Source organism: Okeania sp. SIO3B5, assembly GCF_010692555.1.
Taxonomy (GTDB): Bacteria; Cyanobacteriota; Cyanobacteriia; order Cyanobacteriales; family Microcoleaceae; genus Okeania.
The window spans coordinates 36,902-59,583 of sequence record NZ_JAAHHG010000004.1; the positions used below are offsets into that span (position 1 = coordinate 36,902).

At 39.4% G+C, this 22,682-nt stretch carries 8 protein-coding genes; 3 read left to right on the top strand and 5 right to left on the bottom strand.

Annotated elements, in window-relative coordinates; genetic code table 11:
* The first annotated feature begins 203 nt into the window (after positions 1–203).
* The 3 genes from F6K54_RS01060 (at position 204) to F6K54_RS01070 (ending at position 8,639) form a co-directional block, all read left to right on the top strand.
* A complete protein-coding gene (locus tag F6K54_RS01060; protein ID WP_293073260.1) occupies positions 204–3,557 on the top strand; it encodes a hypothetical protein in 3,354 nt (1,117 codons plus the stop codon).
* Positions 3,558–4,695: 1,138 nt separating this feature from the next.
* Positions 4,696–8,478, top strand: coding sequence for a hypothetical protein (locus F6K54_RS01065; RefSeq protein ID WP_293073261.1), 3,783 nt, complete (start codon positions 4,696–4,698; stop codon positions 8,476–8,478).
* Between the two features lie 14 nt (positions 8,479–8,492).
* Positions 8,493–8,639: a hypothetical protein gene (locus tag F6K54_RS01070; RefSeq protein ID WP_293073263.1), complete on the top strand. Its 147-nt coding sequence runs from the start codon at positions 8,493–8,495 to the stop codon at positions 8,637–8,639.
* Positions 8,640–9,578: 939 nt separating this feature from the next.
* Here the strand turns inward: F6K54_RS01070 and F6K54_RS01075 are convergent.
* The 5 genes from F6K54_RS01075 to F6K54_RS01095 form a co-directional block, all read right to left on the bottom strand.
* Complete coding sequence (locus tag F6K54_RS01075; protein ID WP_366558012.1) at positions 9,579–10,283, bottom strand: ATP-binding cassette domain-containing protein; 705 nt, start codon at positions 10,281–10,283, stop codon at positions 9,579–9,581.
* Between the two features lie 75 nt (positions 10,284–10,358).
* Positions 10,359–10,505, bottom strand: a complete 147-nt coding sequence (locus tag F6K54_RS01080) for a hypothetical protein (RefSeq protein ID WP_293073265.1) — start codon at positions 10,503–10,505, stop codon at positions 10,359–10,361.
* A 21-nt stretch (positions 10,506–10,526) separates the two neighbouring features.
* Entirely contained in the window at positions 10,527–17,015 is a 6,489-nt protein-coding gene (locus F6K54_RS01085; RefSeq protein ID WP_293073267.1) for an AAA family ATPase, read from the bottom strand.
* A gap of 47 nt (positions 17,016–17,062) precedes the next feature.
* Entirely contained in the window at positions 17,063–18,334 is a 1,272-nt protein-coding gene (locus tag F6K54_RS01090) for a sensor histidine kinase (RefSeq protein ID WP_293073269.1), read from the bottom strand.
* 417 nt (positions 18,335–18,751) lie between these two features.
* Entirely contained in the window at positions 18,752–22,054 is a 3,303-nt protein-coding gene (locus tag F6K54_RS01095) for a hybrid sensor histidine kinase/response regulator (protein ID WP_293073271.1), read from the bottom strand.
* Between the last annotated feature and the right edge of the window lie 628 nt (positions 22,055–22,682).

Here is a 22,682-nt window from a genome sequence, read left to right on the forward strand (position 1 = left end):
AATGTGCGCTGGCATATTTACAAATTACAATAACTGTCCAATAGTTAAAAGCCTGAAATTATTCCTACGGAATGCTTGCGCAAACGGTTTTTTATTCCCCTCCTGGGAGGGGTTAGGGGTGGGTTGCCTTTTGCCTGTTGCCTGTTGCCTGCGCACAGGGCTATATATATAATATCAACGGCATTCCTAAAATCTGAAAAACTATGACTAACAAATTTAAGAGTTTTATTGCACTAGCAAAGCAGAGGTACAGAATAACACTTACTTCTGTTGAGCAACAGTTATTAAAGGCTATTGTTAAAGGAGAGGTAGCTGATTATCAAGTTAAATCCCCAGAACTTACTTTGCTGAAGGAACAGTTAGACTTAGAACTGTTAAAAGAACAGTTAAAACAGTTAGAGGATGTAGAAAAATTAGAAGATTTGGAAGGTTTAGACTTAGAAAAGTTAAAGGAGTTAGAAAAGTTAGAACATCCAGAACAGTTAAAACAGTTATTAGCAGCGATCGCTAAAGAAAAGGAATTTAATAATCCATCTACAGCAGAATCATGGGGAGAAAAGCGGATATTATCGGCTAAGTTTATTGAGTGGTTATGTACGGATGTGGAAGCTTTTAAATATTTTACTAATCATGGTTTACAGGTTTGTGGAGCTAAGATTTCGGGGAAATTAAATCTTGAGTTTGTTAAATTTGAAAGTTTATTGTGTTTCACAGAATGTGTTTTTACAGAAAAAGTTACTCTTAAGGGAGCGAAGGTAGAAGAAGTCAAGTTTGATGGTAGTCATGTTGTTGGTATTGATGCTGAATTGATTGAAGCGAGAGGCAGTTTATATCTGGAAAATGGCTTTCAGAGTAAGGGTGAGGTAAATCTATCTGGAGCTACTATTGGTGGTGTACTCTCTTGTATTAGGTGTCTTTTTTCTAATAAAGAAGGAACTGCGCTCTTTGCTGAAAGAATAAAAGTCAAAGGTTCTGTCTTTCTGAGAAATGGTTTTAAAGCTGAGGGTAGAGTCAGTCTATCAGGAGCTACTATTGGTGGTCAACTCTCTTGCAGTCAAGGTCATTTCTCTAATAAGGAAGGAACTGCGCTTTTTGCTGAAAGTATAGAAGTCAAAGCTGATGTCTTTCTGAGTGATGATTTTAAGGCTGAAGGTAGAGTCAGTCTATCAGGAGCTACTATTGGTGGTCAACTCTCTTGCAGTCAAGGTCATTTCTCTAATAAAGGAAAAGATGCACTTATTGCTAATAATATAGAAGTCAAAGGTTCTGTTTTTCTAAGTAATGATTTCAAGGCTGAGGGAGAAGTCAGCCTATCTGGAGCTACTATTGGCGGTCAACTCTCTTGCAGTGGAGGTCATTTCTCTAATAAGGAAGGAACTGCGCTTTTTGCTGCAAGTATAGAAGTCAAAGCTGATGTCTTTCTGAGTGATGATTTTAAGGCTGAAGGTAGAGTCAGTCTATCAGGAGCTACCATTGGTGGTATACTCAATTGTTTTAAATGCCATTTCTCTAATAAGGAAGGAACTGCGCTCTTTGCTGAGAGTATAGAAGTCAAAGATTCTGTTTTTCTGAGAAATGGTTTCAAGGCTGAGGGAGAAGTCAGTCTATCAGGAGCTACTATTGGTGGTCAACTCTCTTGCAGTCAAGGTCATTTCTCTAATAAAGGAGGAAATGCGCTCAATGCTGACAATATAGAAGTCAAAGATTCTGTTTTTCTGAGAAATGGTTTCAAGGCTGAGGGAGAAGTCAGTCTATCAGGAGCTACTATTGGTGGTCAACTTAATTGTAGTGGAGGTCATTTCTCTAATCCAGGAAAATATGCGCTCAATGCTCATAGCATAGAAGTTAAAGGTGATGTTTATCTCAGTAATGATTTCAAGGCTGAGGGTGCAGTAAGTCTATCTGGGGCTACTATTGGTGGTCAACTTTCTTGCAGTGGAGGTCATTTCTCTAATAAAGGAAAAGGTGCGCTTTTTGCTGCAAGTATAGAAGTTAAAGGTGATGTTTATCTCAGTAATGATTTCAAGGCTGAGGGTGCAGTAAGTCTATCTGGAGCTACTATTGGTGGTATACTCAATTGTTTTAAATGCCATTTCTCTAATCAAGAAGAATATGCGTTCTTTGCTCAACGTATAGAAGTTAAAGGTTCTGTCTTTCTGAGAAATGATTTCAAGACTGAGGGAGAAGTTAGTCTATCTGGAGCTACTATTGGCAGTCAACTTGATTGTAGTCAAGGTCATTTCTCCAATAAAGGAAAAAATGCACTCAATGCTGAGAATATAGAAGTCAAAGGTGATGTCTATCTCAGTAATGATTTCAAGGCTAAAGGTGAGGTAAACCTAGCTGGATCTACTATTGGTGGTATACTCTCTTGTCGTGGAGGTCATTTCTCTAATCCAGAAAAATACGCGCTCGATGCTCAGAATATAGAAGTAAAAACTAACATCAGTCTAACTAATGGCTTCAAAGCAGAAGGCAAAGTAGATTTAACAGCAGCAAATATTAAAGGAAATCTTGACTGCACCAATGGCAACTTTTCCAACGAAAAAGGAACTGTTTTATCTGCCGAAGGAATCAATGTTGACGGAGATATTTTATTAGACAAAGGAACTTTTGAAGGGAATATTTACTTAGTTAGTGCCAGAATTGACGACACATTAAGTATGGTCAAAATTAAACAAAAAAAAGTAACTTTCCCCCTATATCTACGCCTCCTAAATCCTTTCATTAAAAATATAAATAACAATCAAATTACATCACTACTTCAAAAAGAATATCAAAGAATAGAATCTCACTACATGAAAATAGACCTACAATTTGCCAGAATAGGTCGCCTCAAAGACGACGAACAAAGCTGGCCTCAAAAGAACAATATCAACCTTGATGGATTTATTTATCAGAAACTTGGAACAGACGATAATATTAAAGTTCTTAAAGATGCCAAAACCCGCCTCAAATGGCTGAGACTGCAACCAGAATTTTTCCCTCAAACATACGAACAACTAGCCGAAGTCTTAAAAAAAGAAGGCGATCCAGATGCCGCTACAGAAATATTAATCCATAAAGAAAGAGACATTAGACCAAAACTCAACAGATTAAGTAAATTTTGGAATTACTTTCTAGACATCACAATTGCCTATGGCTATAAACCCACAAAAGCCTTAGTTTGGAGTTCTATTTTTATATCCATTGGTTGGACTTCATTTGCTTTAGGCCATTACAATTGTTCCAACTCAATATCCAATAATAAATGCCTATTTTCACCAGCTTCAGAAATCAGTCCATATACCGAAGAAACTAACAATAAAACCATTGATATAGACTATCCAGAATTTAACCTCTGGTTATATTCATTAGACACATTCATCCCCATAGTTGACCTACATCAACAAACATATTGGCTGCCAAATTCTCAAAAAGGTAAAGAAATTCCATTAATATTATTCAAAGTAAAAGCAGGTCGCTTATTAAGATGGTACTTATGGGTTCACATAATCTTTGGTTGGATATTAACATCCCTCTGGGTAGCAGGTTTCAGTGGTTTAGTTCGTGGTTAGGGAAAAAGGCAGCTATGCTGGAGGCAGAAGGCAGAAGGGAATATTGGTTCAAGGCCAGAAGTTTTTTTTATAACTGATTATCCGAACATGATATTATCTATTGTCCAATAGTTATTGCTGTGCTGAGAAAGCGTTGGCGGAGGATGGTGGCGGCAGCTATATCGCTGTGTTTGGCGATTATTAATATTCTATTTATCTATTGTCCAATAGTTATTGCTGTGCTGAGAAAGCGTTGGCGGAGGATGGTGGCGACAGCTATATCGCTGTGTTTCGGGATTATATCAAATCCGTTTAATTCGGTATAAAAAAATATTCCATCTTCACCCAGAGCGGAAAGAATTCTGACTTCTCTTCCCTTCTAAATTCTGAATTCTGGATTGCAGAATTGCTGTTTGCGGAGCATTCCGTAGGAAATTCTGATTCACTATCTTACAGCGCTTTTCATATGAGTGAACCACAATATTCTTTTTAGCTAGGGAGTAGGGAGTAGGGAGTAGGGAGTAGGGAGTAGAAAAATACTTTTGGGTTGCCCACACTAACTGTAGTCTATCCATGTGAAAAGCGCTATATTACACCGATGCTACCGGATTTGATATTATTAATATTCTATTTATCTATTGTCCAATGGATAATATCATGTCCGGTAGCATCGGAGCGTGTATAAAATTAAGGTGACACTCTTGAGAAAACCTTCTGCCTCCTGCCTCCTGCCTCCTGCCTTCCTTCCGCCAAACCCTAATTATTCAACCGGACATGATATTACCCGTTCCCTAACTTTTGCACAAACGATTTTTAATTTATGATTAAAAGTCTCCATCCCCCTGTCTCCGTGTCTCCGTATCTCTGTATCTCCGCGTCTCCGTGTCTCCGCGTCTCCACGTCCCCGTGTCTCCGCGTCTCCGTGTCTCCGCGTCTCCACGCCCCCGTGTCTCCCTGTCTCCCTGTCTCCGTGTCTCCCTGTCTCTGCGTCTCCGCATCCCCGCGCCCCCCTGTCTCCGTGTCTCCCTGTCTCCCTGTCTCCGTGTCTCCGCGCCCCCCTGTCTCCGTGTCTCCTTAAAGAGGGGGAGCATAAATGTACCTGATATTTATGAGAAATGCTGTATATAGTATCAACTGCATTCCTAAAATCTGAAAAACTATGACTGACAAATTTAAGAATTTTGTTGCACTAGCAAAGCAGAGGTACAGAATAACACTTACTTCTGTTGAGCAACAGTTATTAAAGGCTATTGTTAAAGGAGAAGTAGCTGATTATCAAGTTAAATCCCCAGAACTTACTTTGCTGAAGGAACAGTTAGATTTAGAACTGTTAAAAGGGTTAGAGGATGTAGAAAAATTAGAAGATTTGGAAGATTTAGACTTAGAAAAGTTAAAAGAGTTAGAAAAGTTAGAACACCCAGAACAGTTAAAACAGTTATTAGCAGCGATCGTTAAAGAAAAGGAAATTAATAATCCAGCTATAGCAGAATCATGGGGAGAAAAGCGGATATTATCGGCTAAGTTTATTGAGTGGTTATGTACGGATGTGGAAGCTTTTAAATATTTTACTAATCATGGTTTACAGGTTTGTGGAGCTAAGATTTCGGGGAAATTAAATCTTGAGTTTGTTAAATTTGAAATTTTATTGTATTTCACAGAATGTGTTTTTGTAGAAAAGATTATTCTGAAGGGAGCGAAGGTAAAAGAAGTCAAGTTTAATGGTAGTCATGTTGTTGGTATTGATGCTGAGTTAATTGAAGTTAGGGGCAGTTTATATCTGGAAAATGGCTTTCAGAGTAAGGGTGAGGTAAAGTTATCTGGAGCTATTATTGGTGGTATACTCTCTTGCATTAGGTGTCTTTTTTCTAATAAAGAAGGAGATGCGCTCAATGCTGAAAGAATAAAAGTCAAAGGTTCTGTCTTTCTGAGAAATGGTTTTAAAGCTGAGGGTAGAGTCAGTCTATCTGGATCTACTATTGGTAGTCAACTTTCTTTTAGTCAGAGTTATTTATCTAATAAAAAAGGAACTGCGCTCAAGGCTGAGAATATAGAAGTCAAAGGTTCTGTCTTCCTGGGTGATGGCTTCAAGGCTGAGGGTAGAGTCAGTCTATCTGGAGCTACTATTGGTGGTGTACTCTCTTGTATTAAAGGTCATTTCTCTAATCCAGAAGGAACTGCACTCTTTGCTCAAGGTATAGAAGTCAAAGGTGCTGTATTTCTGAGAAATGATTTCAAGGCTGAGGGTGAAGTCAGTCTATCTGGAGCTACCATTGGTGGTCAACTTAATTGTAGTCAAGGTTATTTCTCTAATCCAGAAGGAACTGCACTCTTTGCTCAAGCTATAGAAGTCAAAGGTTCTATCTTTCTGAGAAATGATTTCAAGGCTGAGGGTATAGTCAGTCTATTAGAAGCTACTATTGGAGGTGAACTTAATTGTAATCAAGGTCATTTCTCTAATAAAAAAGAAACTGCACTCAATGCCAATAATATAGAAGTCAAAGGTGCTGTCTTCCTGAGTGATGGCTTCAAGGCTGAGGGTAAAGTCAGTCTATCTGGAGCTACCATTGGTGGTCAACTTAATTGTAGTCAAGGTTATTTCTCTAATCCAGGAGAGTATGCGCTGTTTGCTCAAGCTATAGAAGTCAAAGGTTCTATCTTTCTGAGAAATGATTTCAAGGCTGAGGGTGAGGTAAGTCTATTAGAAGCTACTATTGGAGGTGAACTTAATTGTAATCAAGGTCATTTCTCTAATAAAGAAGAGACTGCACTCAATGCCAATAATATAGAAGTCAAAGGTGATGTCTTTCTGAGCTACCACTTCAAGGCTGAGGGTAGAGTCAGTCTATCTGGAGCTACCATTGGTGGTCAACTTAATTGTAGTCAAGGTTATTTCTCTAATCCAGGAGAGTATGCGTTGTTGGCTCAAGCTATAGAAGTCAAAGCTGATGTCATTCTGAGCTACCACTTCAAGGCTGAGGGTATAGTAAGTCTATTAGAAGCTACTATTGCTGGTCAACTTTATTGTAGTCAAGGTTATTTCTCTAATAAAGAAGGAACTGCGCTCAATGCTGACAATATAGAAGTCAAAGGTGATGTCTTTCTAGGGTATGGCTTTAAGGCTGAGGGTAGAGTCAGTCTATCTGAAGCTACTATTGGTGGTGAACTTTATTGTAGTCAATGTCATTTCTCTAATAAAGGAAAATATGCACTCAATGCTCAGAATATAGAAGTTAAAACTAATGTCTTTCTGGGGTATGGCTTCAAGGCTGAGGGTGAGGTAAGTCTATCTGGAGCTACTATTGGTGGTAAACTTAATTGTAGTCAATGTCATTTTTCTAATCCAGGAGAGTATGCCCTCGATGCTGAGAATATAGAAGTCAAAGCTGATGTCATTCTGAGCTACCACTTCAAGGCTGAGGGTGAGGTAAGTCTATCTGGAGCTACTATTGGTGGTAAACTAGATTGTAATCAAGGTCATTTCTCTAATCCAGAAAAAAATGCCCTCGATGCTGAGAATATAGAAGTTAAAACTAATGTCTTTCTGGGGTATGGCTTCAAGGCTGAGGGTGAGGTAAGTCTATCTGGAGCTACTATTGGTGGTAAACTTAATTGTAATCAAGGTCATTTCTCTAATCCAGAAAAAAATGCCCTCGATGCTCATAATATAGAAGTTAAAACTAATGTCTTTCTGGGGTATGGCTTTAAGGCTGAGGGTGAGGTAAGTCTATCTGGAGCTACTATTGGGGGTAAACTTAATTGTAATCAAGGTCATTTCTCTAATCCAGAAAAAAATGCCCTCGATGCTCAGAATATAGAAGTTAAAACTAATATCAGTCTAACTAATGGCTTCAAAGCTGAGGGTGAAGTAGATTTAACAGCAGCAAATATCAAAGGAAATCTTGACTGCACTAATGGCAACTTTTCCAACGAAAAAGGTAATGTTTTATCTGCCGAAGGAATCAATGTTGACGGAGATATTTTATTAGATAAAGGAACTTTTGAAGGAAATATTCACTTAGTTAGTGCCAGAGTAGACGACACATTAAGTATGGTCAAAATTAAACAAAAAAAAGTAACTTTTCCCCTATATCTACGTCTCCTACATCCTTTCATTAAAAATATAAAAAATAATACAATTGCATCACTACTTCAAGAAGAATATCAAAGAATAGAATCTCACTATATGAAAATAGACCTACAATTTGCCAGAATAGGTCGCCTCAGAGACGACGAACAAAGCTGGCCTCAAAAAAACAATCTCAACCTTGATGGTTTCATTTATCAGAAACTTGGAACAGACGATAATATTAAAGTTCTTAAAGATGCAAAAACCCGCCTCAAATGGCTGAGACTGCAACCAGACTTTTTTCCTCAAACCTATGAACAACTAGCCGAAGTATTAAAAAAAGAAGGCGATCCAGATGCCGCTACAGAAATATTAATCCATAAAGAAAGAGATATTAGACCAAAACTCAACAGATTAAGTAAATTTTGGAATTACTTTTTAGATATCACAATTGTCTATGGCTATAAACCTACAAGAGCTTTGCTTTTGAGTAGTATTTTTATATTCACTGGTTTTTATTTATTTAGTACAGGTTATGAGAATTGTTTAAATTCAATATCCAATAATAAATGCCTATTTTCACCAGCTTCAGAAATTAGTCCATATACTGAAGAAACTAACAATAAAACCATTGATATAGACTATCCAGAATTTAACTTCTGGTTATATTCATTAGACACATTTATCCCCATAGTTGACCTACATCAACAAACATATTGGCTGCCAAATTCTCAAAAAGGTCAAGAAATTCCATTAATATTATTCAAAGTAAAAGCAGGTCGCTTATTAAGATGGTATTTATGGGTTCACATAATCTTTGGTTGGATATTAACATCCCTTTGGGTAGCAGGTTTCAGTGGTTTAGTTCGTGGTTAGGGAAAAAGGCAGCTATGCTGGAGGCAGAAGGCAGGAGGCAGGAGGCAGAAGCTACAGCATATTTCGGGCAAATGAGGTACAGATTAAATGATGAAAATCATGTAGCGTGGGCATCTTGCCTGCGTTTAGGCATCTTGCCCGCTTCGGGGTGTACCTCATAACAACGGGAAGCGCTGTATATCAGGTTGCATTAATTAGGGTTTGCTGAAAAAGGCTGTGTTTCGCGATTATTGATATTTTATTTATCTATTGTCCAACAGTTATTGCTCTGCCGATTCGCGATTATTGATATTCTTTTATCTATTGTTCAATAGTTATTACTGTGAACAGAAAGCGATCGCTGTGTTTGGCGATTATTACTATTGATCTATTGTCCAATAGTTATTACTGTGAACAGAAAGCGATCGCTGTGTTTCAGGATTTTCGGCTTCAGTAGTTAGCCCTGTAAGGGCAAATGCCATTCGCCCCTACTATGATCTACTGAAATGAAAAACGCTGTAATTAACCACAATACAAAAAGACAGTATAGATAATCTAGTCATCTTTAGATGACTTAAGCTATTAGTCAAGGATTTCAATCCTTGGCTTGGGGAGGTTGGCGAGCCATCAGGTATAAAGTTGTGTGGCTTTGTTATCCGCCAATCCGCCAAGAAATAAATTTCTTGGCTCACAGCAGAAGTCATCTAAAGATGACTAAAGATAGCTGATTTATTATGGCTAATTAAAATGAAGGCAGAAGGCAGAAGTGACAGCATATTTCAGGCAAATGAGGTCCAGATTAAATGATGAAAATATTGTAGTGCGGGCATCTTGCCCGCTTCGGGGTGTACCTCATGGGCAACGGGAAGCGTTGTATATTAGGTCGCATTAATTAACCATAATACAAAAAGACGGTGATAGATAACCTAGTCATCTTTAGATGACTTAAGCTATCAGCCAAGGATTTCAATCCTTGGCTTTTAAAGGGTTTCAGGCTGTAGAAATGTCCTAACCTTAATGCGTAGCGCTATATCATTAATACTCCCATCTCCCCATCCCCCCATCCTCCCATCCCCCCATCTCCCCATCCCCCCATCTCCCCATCCCCCCATCTCCCCAAACTACCCCTCAGAACTAATCAACTCCCGATACACTCCCTCTTCCTCCAACATTTCCTCATGAGTGCCGCGCTGCACCACCTCGCCATATTCCAAAACAATAATCTCATCACAATCACGAATAGTACTCAAGCGATGCGCCACAATAATACAACTACACCCCCGACTCTGCAAATTATCAACAATTATTTTCTCTGTTTCCGCATCCAAAGCACTCGTTGCCTCATCCATTACTAATATTGTGGGATTATTTACCAAAGCACGAGCAATTTCTAACCTCTGTCTTTGACCCCCACTTAAGTTTCCACCTCCCTCCAATAACTCACCATCATATCCACCAGGAATAGCCATCACTGCTTCATGGATAACAGCATCCTGACAAGCTTTCATCAGTTGAGTCGTTGATATTGTCGGGTTCCACAAAGTTAAATTATCCCGCACCGTGCCACCAAATAAAAATATTTCTTGTTCCACCATCGACAGAGAATTAGTTAATACTGTAGGCGAAATATCCTCTCTGGGAACACCATCAAACAAAATTTCTCCCTCCCACGGTTGATACAAACCACAAATTAATTTAGCGATCGTCGATTTTCCTGAACCACTGCCACCAACTAATGCTATCTTTTGCCCTGGTTGCAACGACAAATTCAAATCTATGACTAAAGGTGGATCTACCTGTGAATAGCCAAATGTAATATTCCTCAATTCTACATAACCCTTGAGTTTTGAATCTTCAAATACTTGCTCAGTCTCCCCCCTTCCAAAGGGGGGATGGTGAGTTTACCCTTCCCACACTCCCCACACTTCCCCCCCTTCCCACCCTTCCCACCCTTCCCACACTCCCCACACTCCCCACACTCCCCACACTCCCCACACTTCCCACACTTCCCACACTCCCCACACTCCCCCACTCCCCACACTCCCCACACTCCCCCACTCCCCTACTCCCTACCTCCCCCCCACGGGTAAGGTGATGATGAATTCACTTCCTTCTCCTAGTGTTGAATTAACTTGAATTATACCACCATGTTTTTCTACCACAATTTGACGAACGATCGCCAATCCTAAACCTGTCCCTTTTCCTATTTCTTTAGTCGTAAATAGATGCTCAAAAATCTTGGCTTTCACTTCCTCTGACATTCCCTTACCATTATCAGCGATCGTAATTTTCACCTGTTCATCTACCAGTTGCGTCTTAATAGTAATTCGATTAGGATTGGTTTTAATCTCAGCAAAATCTCGTCCTTGATTAGATTCATCCAAAGCATCAATAGCATTAGCGAGAATATTCATAAATACCTGATTTAATTGCCCCGGAAAACAATTAATAGCTGGCAGATTTTCGTAGTCTGTGACAACTTCAATGGCCGGACGATGTTGGTTAGCTTTGAGGCGATGGCGTAAAATTAGGATGGTGCTCTCAATCCCTTGATGTAAGTTAAATTTCTGTTTTTGATTATTATCGGCACGGGAGAAAGTACTGAGACTTTTGCTAATTGATTTAATGCGATTGCCTGCATCTTTCATAGATCTGACTAATTTGGGTAAATCTTCTCGTACATATTCTAGCTCGAACTCTTCTAGTTCTTTCTGAACTTCCTTCCCCGGATGGGGAAATTTATTTTCGTAGAGAGCGATCGCCCCCAACAGATCCTTGCTGTAATCTTCGACAGTACTAATATTACCCACAATGGAACCCAGAGGATTATTAATCTCATGGGCAACCCCTGCTACTAAATTGCCCAATGCTGACATTTTTTCACTTTGCACGATTTGTAACTGTGCTTGTTGCAATTCCTGAAGAGCTTGTTCGAGTGCTTGAGATTTTTGCTTGATGGCAGTTTCAGACCGTTTGCGACAGGTGATGTCTCGAAAATACCAAATTCGTCCCCAATATTCTCCATCAGATGAGTTGACTGGAGATGATGTCCTTTGGATAACTCTGTTATCTTTAAGATGGAGTTCGCAGTGGCTGGATTCATTGATATGTTCGTATAGATACAAAACTCTATTTAAAAAAGCATCTGGTTCTACCGTTTGATTCATTGAATAAGCAAGCATCGAAGGATAGTCGCCAACATTTTGTAATTCTGGTGGAATTTTCCATATATCTAGAAATCGCTGATTATAATAATTAATTTCGTAGTTATGACTGACTACTAAAATTCCATCTAAAGAAGATTCCCGCTGTGCTTCTAGGAAAGCTTTATTTTGCCGTAATTCCATTTCTGCTTGTTTAACTTCGTTGAACAGGCGAGCATTGTAGACCTCCGTAGCTTTTTTTTCAGCTTGAATTTGATGGCATTCAATGGCGATTCGAGCTAGATAGGTTGCTACTTCTATCAGTTTGCGGTCGTGGGGAGTCAGACTACTAGGTTGAGTTTGATACATTGCCAAAGTAGCTAATACTTGTCCCTCTGCACCTAAAATTGGAGTGGATGTACAAGACCGCAAACCGTAGTCTAGAGCCACACGATAGTCTGCCCACAGGGGGTCGGTAGCAATATCTTCAACCATTACAGAGGCTTTGTAATAAGCAGCTGTACCGCAGGAACCTACATTTGGACCTATTTTAATTCCATCTACTAAAGTGTTGTAGGCATTTGGGAGACTAGGAGCCGCAGCATTTCGCAATCGTCCTTCAGCATCAAGAAATAAAAAAGAACAGTAAGCTGGATGGTGAGATTGTTCTTCAATATACAGTGCAGTTTCTTCTAACACTTTGTTTAAAGGCAATTCTTGAGTAATCAATTCCAAAATTCGTTTTTGACCATTGGAGAGGGCAATAATTTCTGCTAACTCTTGAGATTTTTGCTGGGCATTTTGGAGCGAGCATTCCAGTTCTGTAGCAAAATCCTTGACTTCTTGATAAAGATGAGAATTTTGAATGGATATAGCTGCTTGGGTACAAAGGAAGTTAAGCATGAGAATACGATCGCTCGTAAAGAGCTTACTGGTAAATTGATTCTCCAAATACAGTATACCAATCAATTTTACCTGATTAATCAGAGGTAAACACAAGACACTGTTTGGTTGTTGTTGGTTCAAATATTCATCAACTATGGGCAAATTGGTTTTACTATCATTAATGACTACCATTGCTTGGCTATTTTTGACATACCGAATTAGATGAATGGGCAAGTTAGTATTGGCATCCAGAGAATCTGCACAAATCTCAGTCACATTCGATGTTGCAGTAGCGACAATCTGCCATACACCCTTAGAATTAGGTAATACTAAGGCACAGCGATCGCCACCAGAGTTTTGCAAAATAATTTGAGTGAGTTGACGCAATAGATCGTGAAAATCAATGGTGCTGGAGATGCTTTGAGCAGCTTTGAGGAGCGCAGCAAAATCTAGAGTTGTATTGATGCTTGTACCGGATGAATTGGTTTTCATTGAGGTATAGCTTGAATTATTAGCATTACAGATGCTTGCTAGAGTTTCTAGTACATTCAAGGGTTGGGTGTTGCACTGGAGAATAGGGCGCAGTAAATTGGGATAACGATATTCTAGATCGGCAGTTTTAGCTTTAGCTCCCCATTTGGCATAGCAATAGTATGCTTCCTGCATATATCCAGCCGCAACTTTTTCTTTCCCCCAATTCAGATAGAATTTAGCAGCTAGTTCGTTCGCTAGAGCTTCCTCTTGGATATAACTATTTTCTTTTGCTCCGGCGATCGCGCGGTCATAGAGGTCAATTGCTTCCAACTTACAGTCCATGACTCGACAACGCTCCGCTTCAACTAATTGATATTGATGCAATACATTCATTGGGGCATGATCGGCCCAAACCTGCATTTGCTTCTGATTTTCCACCACTTTTTCTAAGAATTCTGCTTGTTTTTCCTCTGAAATAGTGTGACAGACAGCTAATCTGACCAAAGAATTGTAAAAGTGACTTTGCCGAAAAATTAACTGACCTAGACCTGCATATAAATATTTTTCTGACATATAAATATAGTCAAATATTTGACTGGGACTGTCAAAAAAACAATAGGATTGAAGTTTAATAACTGCAATATTTAGTAATGAAATAGCATCCTTATTTTTCAGATGAATTGATAACATTTGATCCTCATTATAGGTTGTATAAACAAAGTGATGATTCTCTTCTTTTTGTCCTAATAAATTCAATATAGACTTTAAATATATATTATTATAAACTACAAATCTATTTTGATTTATTTTTTTTAAAGTAAGTGTTGATGTTTGAAGTTGTTGTTTTAAATCTGATAAATTTGCCCCCAAAAAATATGAATAATAACCATGAAAATATAATGAAAAAGATGCGAATTCTAAATCCCCTGACTCTAAAGCAATAGAATAAGTTTCTAAAAAGGGGTCAAGTGATTCTTTAGTATGCTCTTTCCAGTGTCGAACATTGCCGTTGAAAGTTTCAATAACCTTAGCTGCCACTTCTTTAGTATAAAATTTTTCTAATAGATTAATGCTTAGTTTGCCAAACTGGTAACCAGAATCAATATCTTTTGTGATAGTACACAAAATAAACCCATAGATTACATAAGCAAAAGAAGATAAAGGAGCATTGCCATATTGATTAGATAATTCAATTTGTTTCAAAGGCATGAGCAAAAATAAATTTGGGTTACTTTGATAGGCAAGTGTCATTACGCTTGACAAAATTAGCATGATGGAAAGCTGTTCTTCTTTCTGCATTATTGGCAAGTCAATTATACATTCAATTGGTTTGTTTGCCAGTAGTTCTTTAGTTTTTTCTAATGCCTCTTCTACATATTTGTCATCAGGATTATCGGGAAATTCTACTCCTAGTTCTTTTAAGAAAACTAATGCAGTCTCTACCGCTTTCGTAGCATTGCCTTGTGCGCCATGAGTTTGAATTTTAGCATCAATTGTTTTTACTCGTTCTAGAGGTGTTTGAGATTGCTGTGAAACAACTTCAAAGAAGTAATCAAATTGTTCAAATTGACCACTTAGGTAGGCTGTTTCTGTGGCAGATTCATAAAGTGATAAGCTTAGATTATATTGACTTTGCCAACAGGAATTAGACAATAAGCTAATACCTGTTGTGAAATAATTAAATGCTGCCCCATAAGCTGTTGCCAACTTAGCCTTACGCCCTGCTTCACAATTGAGTTGTGCCAGTTCAGTTCGTTCTTTGGGACAGGTAATTAGGGATTTTCCAACATTGAGATGATTGACAATATCGAAAAGTTTTTCTTCCCGCGTAGTTGGTGACGCATTTTGCAGAAGAAGTTGCCCAATTTGCAGATGAGTAATTTGTTTTCTATCTTCAGGAATCAGAGAATAAGCTGCTTGCTGAACGCGATCGTGGAGGAATTTATAATTGACAGTTTGTGACTCTTGTTCCGCCTCCTGAATTGACTGTCCTAGATAAAATTTATAAATTTCACTTTGGGGCAAAATTAATCCTGACTGTAATGCTTTCCATAGAGATGTTGCTACCTCTGTTTGTAACTGCTCAGAAACGATCGCCAAGGTATTTAAATCAAACTGATTGCCAATACAGGCAGCTAATTTGAGAATATTTTGCGTACTTACTGGCAATTTCTGTAACTGCAACCCCATAAATTCTACCACGTCATCCGTCAACGCTGCTTCTCTTACTCGGACAATATCGCACTGCCAATACCCTGCTTGCAGATCGAAGGTAATCAGTTTTTCTTGATGTAATGCGTTGAGAAACTGCGTCGCAAAAAATGAATTTCCCTGAGTTTTCTGAATTACCAACTCCGTCAATGGTTGCGCCAATAAAACTGCACAATTTAGGGTATCCGCTACCAAATGATTGAGACTATCTTTACTTAAAGGTTGTAGCGTAAGTGTATTAATCGTTGCTCCAGCTTTCTCCACTGCATCCAAAGTCAGTATCAACGGATGCGCAGCAAATACTTCATTATCCCGGTAAGCACCAATGAGTAGCAGATAACCCATTTCTGAGTCTGACATCAGCAGTTGCATGAGGTTCAATGATGCTGAATCTGCCCACTGAAGATCGTCTAAAAATATCGCTAAGGGATGTTCGGGTTTCGTAAATAATCGAATGAATTTTTGGAATAGCAAATTAAACCGATTCTGGGCGGCATTTCCTGATAATTCTGTGGCGGGAGGTTGCACTCCAATAATCCGTTCTAACTCGGGAATGACATCAATAATGACTTGTCCATTATCACCAACTACATTAAGAATCTGCGTTTTCCAAGTTTGTAACTGGGCATCACTTTCACTAAGTAACTGCCCTATTAAATCTCGGAAAGCTTGGACAAAAGCAAAAAAGGGAATGTTGCGATTAAATTGGTCAAATTTACCTTTAATGAAATAACCACGCTTTCGGACAATTGGTTTGTGAACTTCGTTGATAACTACTGTTTTACCAATGCCAGAGAAACCTGCGACGAGCATCATTTCTGCTCTTCCCTTGCTAAGGAGGGACTGGGGGGGATTACTGACTCTTTCAAATGCTGCTAATAAAGTTTTAACTTCATTTTCTCGTCCGTACAGTTTTTCAGGAATAGTAAAGCGATCGCACAAATCCCTTTGAGCAATAGGGAAACTCTTAATACTGCCTGTTTCTTGTAGTTGAGTCAAACAAGTTTCTAAATCAAATTTTAATCCCAAAGCACTTTGATAGCGGTCTTCTGCATTCTTCGCCATCAATTTCTGGACAATTTCTGCGATAACTGGGGAAATTTCTGGATTGATTTGATTAACTAATTTTGGCTGTTTGACTAGATGACAATGTATCAATTCCATGGGTTCTTCTGACTGAAATGGTAGTTCTCCTGTCAGTAATTCATAAAATGTTATGCCCAAGGAATAGAAATCTGTCCGAGAGTCAATGCCTCGATTCATTCGACCAGTTTGTTCAGGAGAAATATAAGCTAGGGTTCCTTCTAATACGTTAGGATTAAATAGGGTTTGAGTTTCTCTTGGTAATAGAGAAGCAATGCTAAAGTCGATTAATTTAACTTGTTTAGTTTTAGGGTTAATTAAAATATTGGCTGGTTTGATATCTTTATGAATAATTCGTTCGCGGTAGAGAATATGTAAGGCATTGCACAGAGCGATCGCTATTTCTAAAAAATCTTCTAAATAGCTTCTATCTTTCTGTTGAATCCATTCTTTTAGAGAAATTGCCCCAAAATCTTCCATCACCAAGATATAGCTATTATGATAGGGTTCTAGGCTATAGGTTTTAATTATTTCAGAGTAGTTGAGATTTCTGGCAATGGTATACTGATTGCGAAATTGTACTAACTCGCTGAAGGTGGGATACTCATTTTTCATTAGTTTGATGACCGCAGGTAATTGGTCATTAGTACAGACTACCTGATAAACTAAAGTGCGAGTTCCATCATAAATTGTTTGTCTAATTTGATAGTTAAGAATTTTCTGCTTGGGATTAAGATAATTGTTTTGGGTGGGGTTATTCATGGCTATTTTGGTTTGAGATTTGATGAGTCTGAAGGCCATGGGAAAGTTCACTTTTCCTTAATTGGTAAAGTAATGATAAATTCTGTTCCTTCTCCCCATTTAGAGTTAACTTTAATTATACCACCATGTTTTTCTACAACAATTTGACGAGCGATCGCTAACCCTAATCCTGTTCCTTTGTCTATTCCTTTAGTCGTAAATAGATGTTCAAAAATCTTGGCTTTTACTTCTTCAGACATTCCTTTGCCATTATCAGCGATCGTAATTTGCACCTGTTCATCTACCAATTGTGTCTTAATGGTAATTCGATGAGGAGCGGCTTGAATTTCTGTATCTCTTCCCCCTTCAGATTCATCTAAAGCATCAATGGCATTAGCTAGAATATTCATAAACACCTGATTGAGTTGCCCAGGAAAACAAGTAATTTCCGGAATATTGCCGTAGTCGGTAAAAATTTCAATGGCGGAACGATTTTTGTTACCTTTGAGGCGATGGCGTAAAATTAGGATGGTACTATTAATGCCTTCATGCAAGTTAAAAGGTCTTTTTGTATCGCTATCAGCGCGGGAGAAAATGCGAAGACTTTTGCTAATTGATTTAATGCGATCGCTAGCATCTTTCATGGAATTGACTAACTTGGGCAAATCTTCTCGTATATAGTCTAGGTCGCTCGCTTCGAGTTCCTCTTCAATTTCCGCACCAGGTTGAGGAAATTTATCGCGATAGAGATCTATTATACCGAATAGATTGTTAATGTAATCTTGTGTGAAACTGACATTGCCGACAATGGAACCAATAGGATTATTAATTTCATGGGCTACCCCAGCCACTAATTGTCCCAGTGCCGAGAGTTTTTCCTGTTGTACCAATTGCACTTGAGCTTTTTGCAGCGCCTGAGTGCGTTCATTGACCTGTTGTTCTAAAGTATCTGTCAGTCGCTTCAATCGCCAGTGGACTTTGACGCGAGCTAAAACTTCCGCTTCTTCAAAGGGTTTGGTGATGTAATCGACTGCACCTAATGACAAACCTTTGACTTTGCTTTCAGTATCAGCTAGAGCCGTCATAAAAATGACTGGAATTCCTTTAGTTGCTTGATTTGCCTGAAGACGACTACAGGTTTCAAAACCATCTATTTTCGGCATCTCAATGTCCAGCAATATCAGGTCTGGATGGTGGCGTTGCACTTGGGATAGAGCATCTTCACCATCAGCTGCCATGCGTACTTTATAGCCCTCAGCTTTCAAGGCTTTTGACAACACAGACAAATTAGTGGAGTTGTCATCCACAATCAAAATAAATGGTTGGGTTGGATTTGGCATTGGTTTCTGTTCCTGATTAAACTAGGTAAGGCTTGCTGATTAAATATCAAAGCATTGATATCATGTCCGGTTGAATAATTAGACTTTGGTGGAAGGAAGGCAGGAGGCAGGAGGCAGGAGGCATAAGGTTTTCTAAGGAAGGCAGGAGGCAGGAGGCAGGAGGCATAAGGTTTTCTAAGGAAGGCAGGAGGCAGGAGGCAGGAGGCATAAGGTTTTCTAAGGAAGGCAGGAGGCAGGAGGCAGGAGGCATAAGGTTTTCTAAGGTAGACTGACACAGCTAAAACTGTGCACTCTTATTTTTATTTCTAGGTGTCTTTATCTCCCCTACTCCCCTACTCCCCCACTCCCCCACTCCCCTACTCCCCCACTCCCCCACTCCCCTACTCCCCTACTCCCTAATGCACCATTTAAGGTGTGTCAGTCCCCTAGGTAGCGTTGGATAAATGCCCGCAGTTGTTTGATTTCGCAAGCTTCTGCCAGGCGGGTCAATTCTTGGCTAAAGGCAGTAGTATTAGTATCCTGAAGTTGTTCAGCGATTTCGATGATGCCATCAAGTTCTCCATCTTGAGCTAATTCCCAGATTTGCTGCAATATTTCTGTTTCAGGTGGCTGAATTTCACTGACAACAACCTGAAGATTCTGTTTTTCAGTGTTATTGGTGTCATAAATCCAATCTAATTGCAGATATTTTTGCAGGAGTTCTAGTAAAGTTTCAGCTTGCACTGGTTTGGGTAAGAAATCATTCCCCCCGGCATCTAGGCTTTTGTGGCGATCAATATCAAAAACACTGGCGGAAGAGACGAGAACAGTTTGGTTTTGCAGTTGGGGATGGGATACCCCTTCGGAGTCAGTTCCTGAACGCAACTTATGTAAAAAATCAAACCCATTCATTACAGGCATGGATAAATCAGTAATAATTAAATCCGGCGATGTTTTCAGTACCTGTTCGATACCCTCTTTTCCATTGTTAGCTTCGATAATTTCAAAGCCGATGGGTTCAAGAAGATTAATTAATACGGAACGATTTTCCCAACGATCATCAATGATCAAGATTTTGCGTTTTTCGCCTTCGTAACCCTGAATTACGCCTTGTTGCATGACTCTCAAAGTGTCTGCCCAATTTTCCACTTCAGGCAGTTCTACTTCCCAACAGAAGGTGCTACCTTCACCTAAAACACTTTGAACCTGGATTTCACTTTGCATCAACGCCACAATTTGATTGGTAATCGTTAGTCCGAGTCCTGTGCCTTCTGCTTGCTTTTTACTATCACCAACTTGCTCAAAAGGCAAGAAGATTTTTTCAATTTGTTCTGGAGTCATCCCCACCCCAGTATCTTCTATCTGAAAGCGAATTTTATCTTTTTTTTGCGGGTTTAATACCCCACCGTCTACACGGTGCTCAAAATTGTTTGGGGAAGTAATCCCCATGCAATTTTCCCTCTCTTGGTCAGCATTCCCTCTCTTGGTCGGCGTTCCCTTGCGACTGGCGTCGTCGCGGGGTCCGACCGCTTGCGCCTGGCGGCGACGCGGGGTCTGACCGCTCCTGACTCCTGACTCCTGACTCCTGGCTCCTTCTTGAACCCCGATGGATTCAACCTGAAAAGTCACGCTACCGCGATCAGTAAATTTAATGGCATTGCCCAGAAGGTTGATCAAAACCTGACGCAAACGTTTTTCATCAACCCAAACACCCGTAGGTAATTGAGAGCTGACTTGAAAATTAAAGGTAATCCCTTTTTGTTCAGCACGAATGCGGATGATTTCGACAACACTTTCCAACAAGGAAGGCAGATGAATAGCTGTAGGATGCAGTTCCAATTTTCGGGCTTCGATTTTGGCGAGGTCCAATATATCGTTAATTAGGTTCAGCAAGTGATAACCTGATTGGTAGATAATATCGATGCCGTTTTGCCCTTTTTGGGTGAGAGGTTCGCTGCGTTTTAATATTTGGGCGTAGCCAAGAACACCATTGAGTGGAGTGCGTAACTCGTGACTCATGTTGGCAAGGAATTCACTTTTGGCTTGGTTGGCCCTGTCAGCATTTTCTTTTGCTTGCTGAAGTTCCAAACTGGCTTCCTGAATTTCCTGAAATTTATCTTGCAGAACACTGGCCATGAGTTGAAAATTACTAGACAGAGTTTCAATTTCAGTAATTGAACTGCCTGGAATTTGTAGAGATTGATGTTCTGTGAGTTTATCCGGTAAATTGCTGGTGAGATTTGCAAGTTGCAGTAAAGGTTTGACTAGACTGCTACTAATGGGTTTTGCTAAAAGAGGTGCCAGGATAGCGATCGCTATCAGAATAGCGAAGCTTTTGGTATAAAATCCCTCAAGTTTGACCAAATGGGAAGCAACCGGTGTTTCAACCGCCACTATCCATGGAAGAACACCATCAATAGCGCTCTTGTAGACATAAAATGACTTTTTCCACAGTATGACTTTAGCCTTGTTGGGAATATTCGGCACCCAAAGGTGGCTATTTTGATCGAGCCGATGAATTTCACCATTCCGGTCTCGATCGAAGGGTTTCCCTACTTTCAGCTCTTCGCGAGTGCTAGTAATAACCCGGTCTTGTTGGTCTAGTAAACTCACTAGCTGAGTTGATTTAGACTGACTGGATAGCCATCTTTTTTTCAGGGTACTTACATCAATTTCTGCAACAAATTGACCCATTAGGTTGTCATCTTGCCAAATTGGTATACTTTGAAAGATTGTCGGCGAATCGGATATCATCATCACCTCAGAGAGCATTGGTTGTTTTGCTGTGAATAAAGCCTGAAGTGTTAAACTGTTTAGTTGAGTAACATTTTGATTGGCGTTTTTGACTATAGTTGAATTGAGAATCTGCCCATCTGTGTTTATAATGTAAAGATTGCGGCAATCAGGAACGGTTTGTTGAGCAATTTGAATTATTTCCTGGAGCTGGGAACGGTTTGAACTATTCCGGAACGGATAGCTATCTTGAATATTGGATGCGAGTGCTTGCAACTTTTCCAGGTTGTGCTCATACCAGTTCTGTAGATCGGAACTGACATTTTTGCTGGTGTCTTCTAGGCGAACTAAAACGTTTTTCTCTTGAGTAGAGGTAGCATCTTGACAGTTCCAAATGGTCAGTAATATTGCTGGTAGCAAGACAAAAGCCACTAGCAAATTAAGGAGAGTCTGCTCAAAGGCATGAGTTTTAATCTTCTTGACACTAAACCATTGAGCAATGGGTGTGTGAGTCAGAATCAGACTGGCAATTAAGGCATTGCAAATTTGATTGAGTGGATTTTTCAAAGAAATGAATAAAATACTTTGAGGGGGAATTTTCGCGACAAAGATATATAGAAACCAGAGGAGTGGAAATCCGATAATTCCCCAATAAAAAACATCGAGGAGTAATAAGTTGCTGTTACGCCGTCGCAGTCCCCAACCGACAAAAATTGCTTCCAGGGTGTAGAGAATAAAGGCAGAGGGGTGGTGCCACAGCAAAATTGTATAGGAGCTGGAAATCGCGGCAGCGATAGTGCCCCAAGTAAACCCGTACAGTCTGACTACCAGCATGGTGAAAATACTGCCAAATAGCCAGTCTATATGGGGAATTATGGGGATTTTGAAGTAATTCCCCAGATACCCTGCCAACAGCAGGCAGAGCAAAACAATTGTCGTTTTTAACCGATGTTGGGACTGATTTTTGTTTCTTTGTGAGTTCCATGATTCTGAAATGTTTGCTGTCATTTTTTCCTTGATTAGTATTAAAATTTAGTATTAAAATAGAGTTAGAGTGAATTTTGCTAGTGCCGCTACGGGAAAGTCAAAAGTCAAAAGTCAAAAGTCAAAAGTCAAAAGCATTGATTGGTAAGGCTTTTAGGATTTTGTAATATCATGTCCGGATAATAGCGTGATAAAAAAACCTTTTCTCTTCTCACCTTTTCTTTCCTTCTGCCTCCTGCTATCCTAGATAACTAAAGCCTCCTGCCTCCTGCCTTACCTCCTCCAAAGTGTAAGTATTCAACCGGACATGATATAACTGGTTAGTTATTTCTGCTTTAGACTTAGTTCCAGTTATTCTTTCATATTTTTATATTGTATTATTTAAAATAAAGAGTTTTTTATCTTTTCCCTTATGGGTTTAATACCCATACAATCTTCCCTTCTGCCTTCTGCCTTCTGCCTCCAGCATAGCTGCCTTCTTCAAGAGTTTAAGGAAATTGTTTATATCATGTCCGGATAATAGCGTGATAAAAAACCTTTTCCCTTCTAACCTTTTCTTTCCTTCTGCCTCCTGCCTCCAGCATAGCTGCCTTACCTCCTCCAAAGTGTAATATCATGTCCGGTTGAACAGTTATAAATAAACGATGAAGGA

Excerpts from the sequence above, each read along its gene's own strand:
- F6K54_RS01060 (WP_293073260.1), top strand. The coding sequence starts at position 204 with ATGACTAACAAATTTAAGAGTTTTATTGCACTAGCAAAGCAGAGGTAC.
- F6K54_RS01065 (WP_293073261.1), top strand. The coding sequence starts at position 4,696 with ATGACTGACAAATTTAAGAATTTTGTTGCACTAGCAAAGCAGAGGTAC.
- F6K54_RS01070 (WP_293073263.1), top strand. The coding sequence starts at position 8,493 with ATGCTGGAGGCAGAAGGCAGGAGGCAGGAGGCAGAAGCTACAGCATAT.
- F6K54_RS01085 (WP_293073267.1), bottom strand. The coding sequence starts at position 17,015 with ATGAATAACCCCACCCAAAACAATTATCTTAATCCCAAGCAGAAAATT.
- F6K54_RS01090 (WP_293073269.1), bottom strand. The coding sequence starts at position 18,334 with ATGCCAAATCCAACCCAACCATTTATTTTGATTGTGGATGACAACTCC.
- F6K54_RS01095 (WP_293073271.1), bottom strand. The coding sequence starts at position 22,054 with ATGACAGCAAACATTTCAGAATCATGGAACTCACAAAGAAACAAAAAT.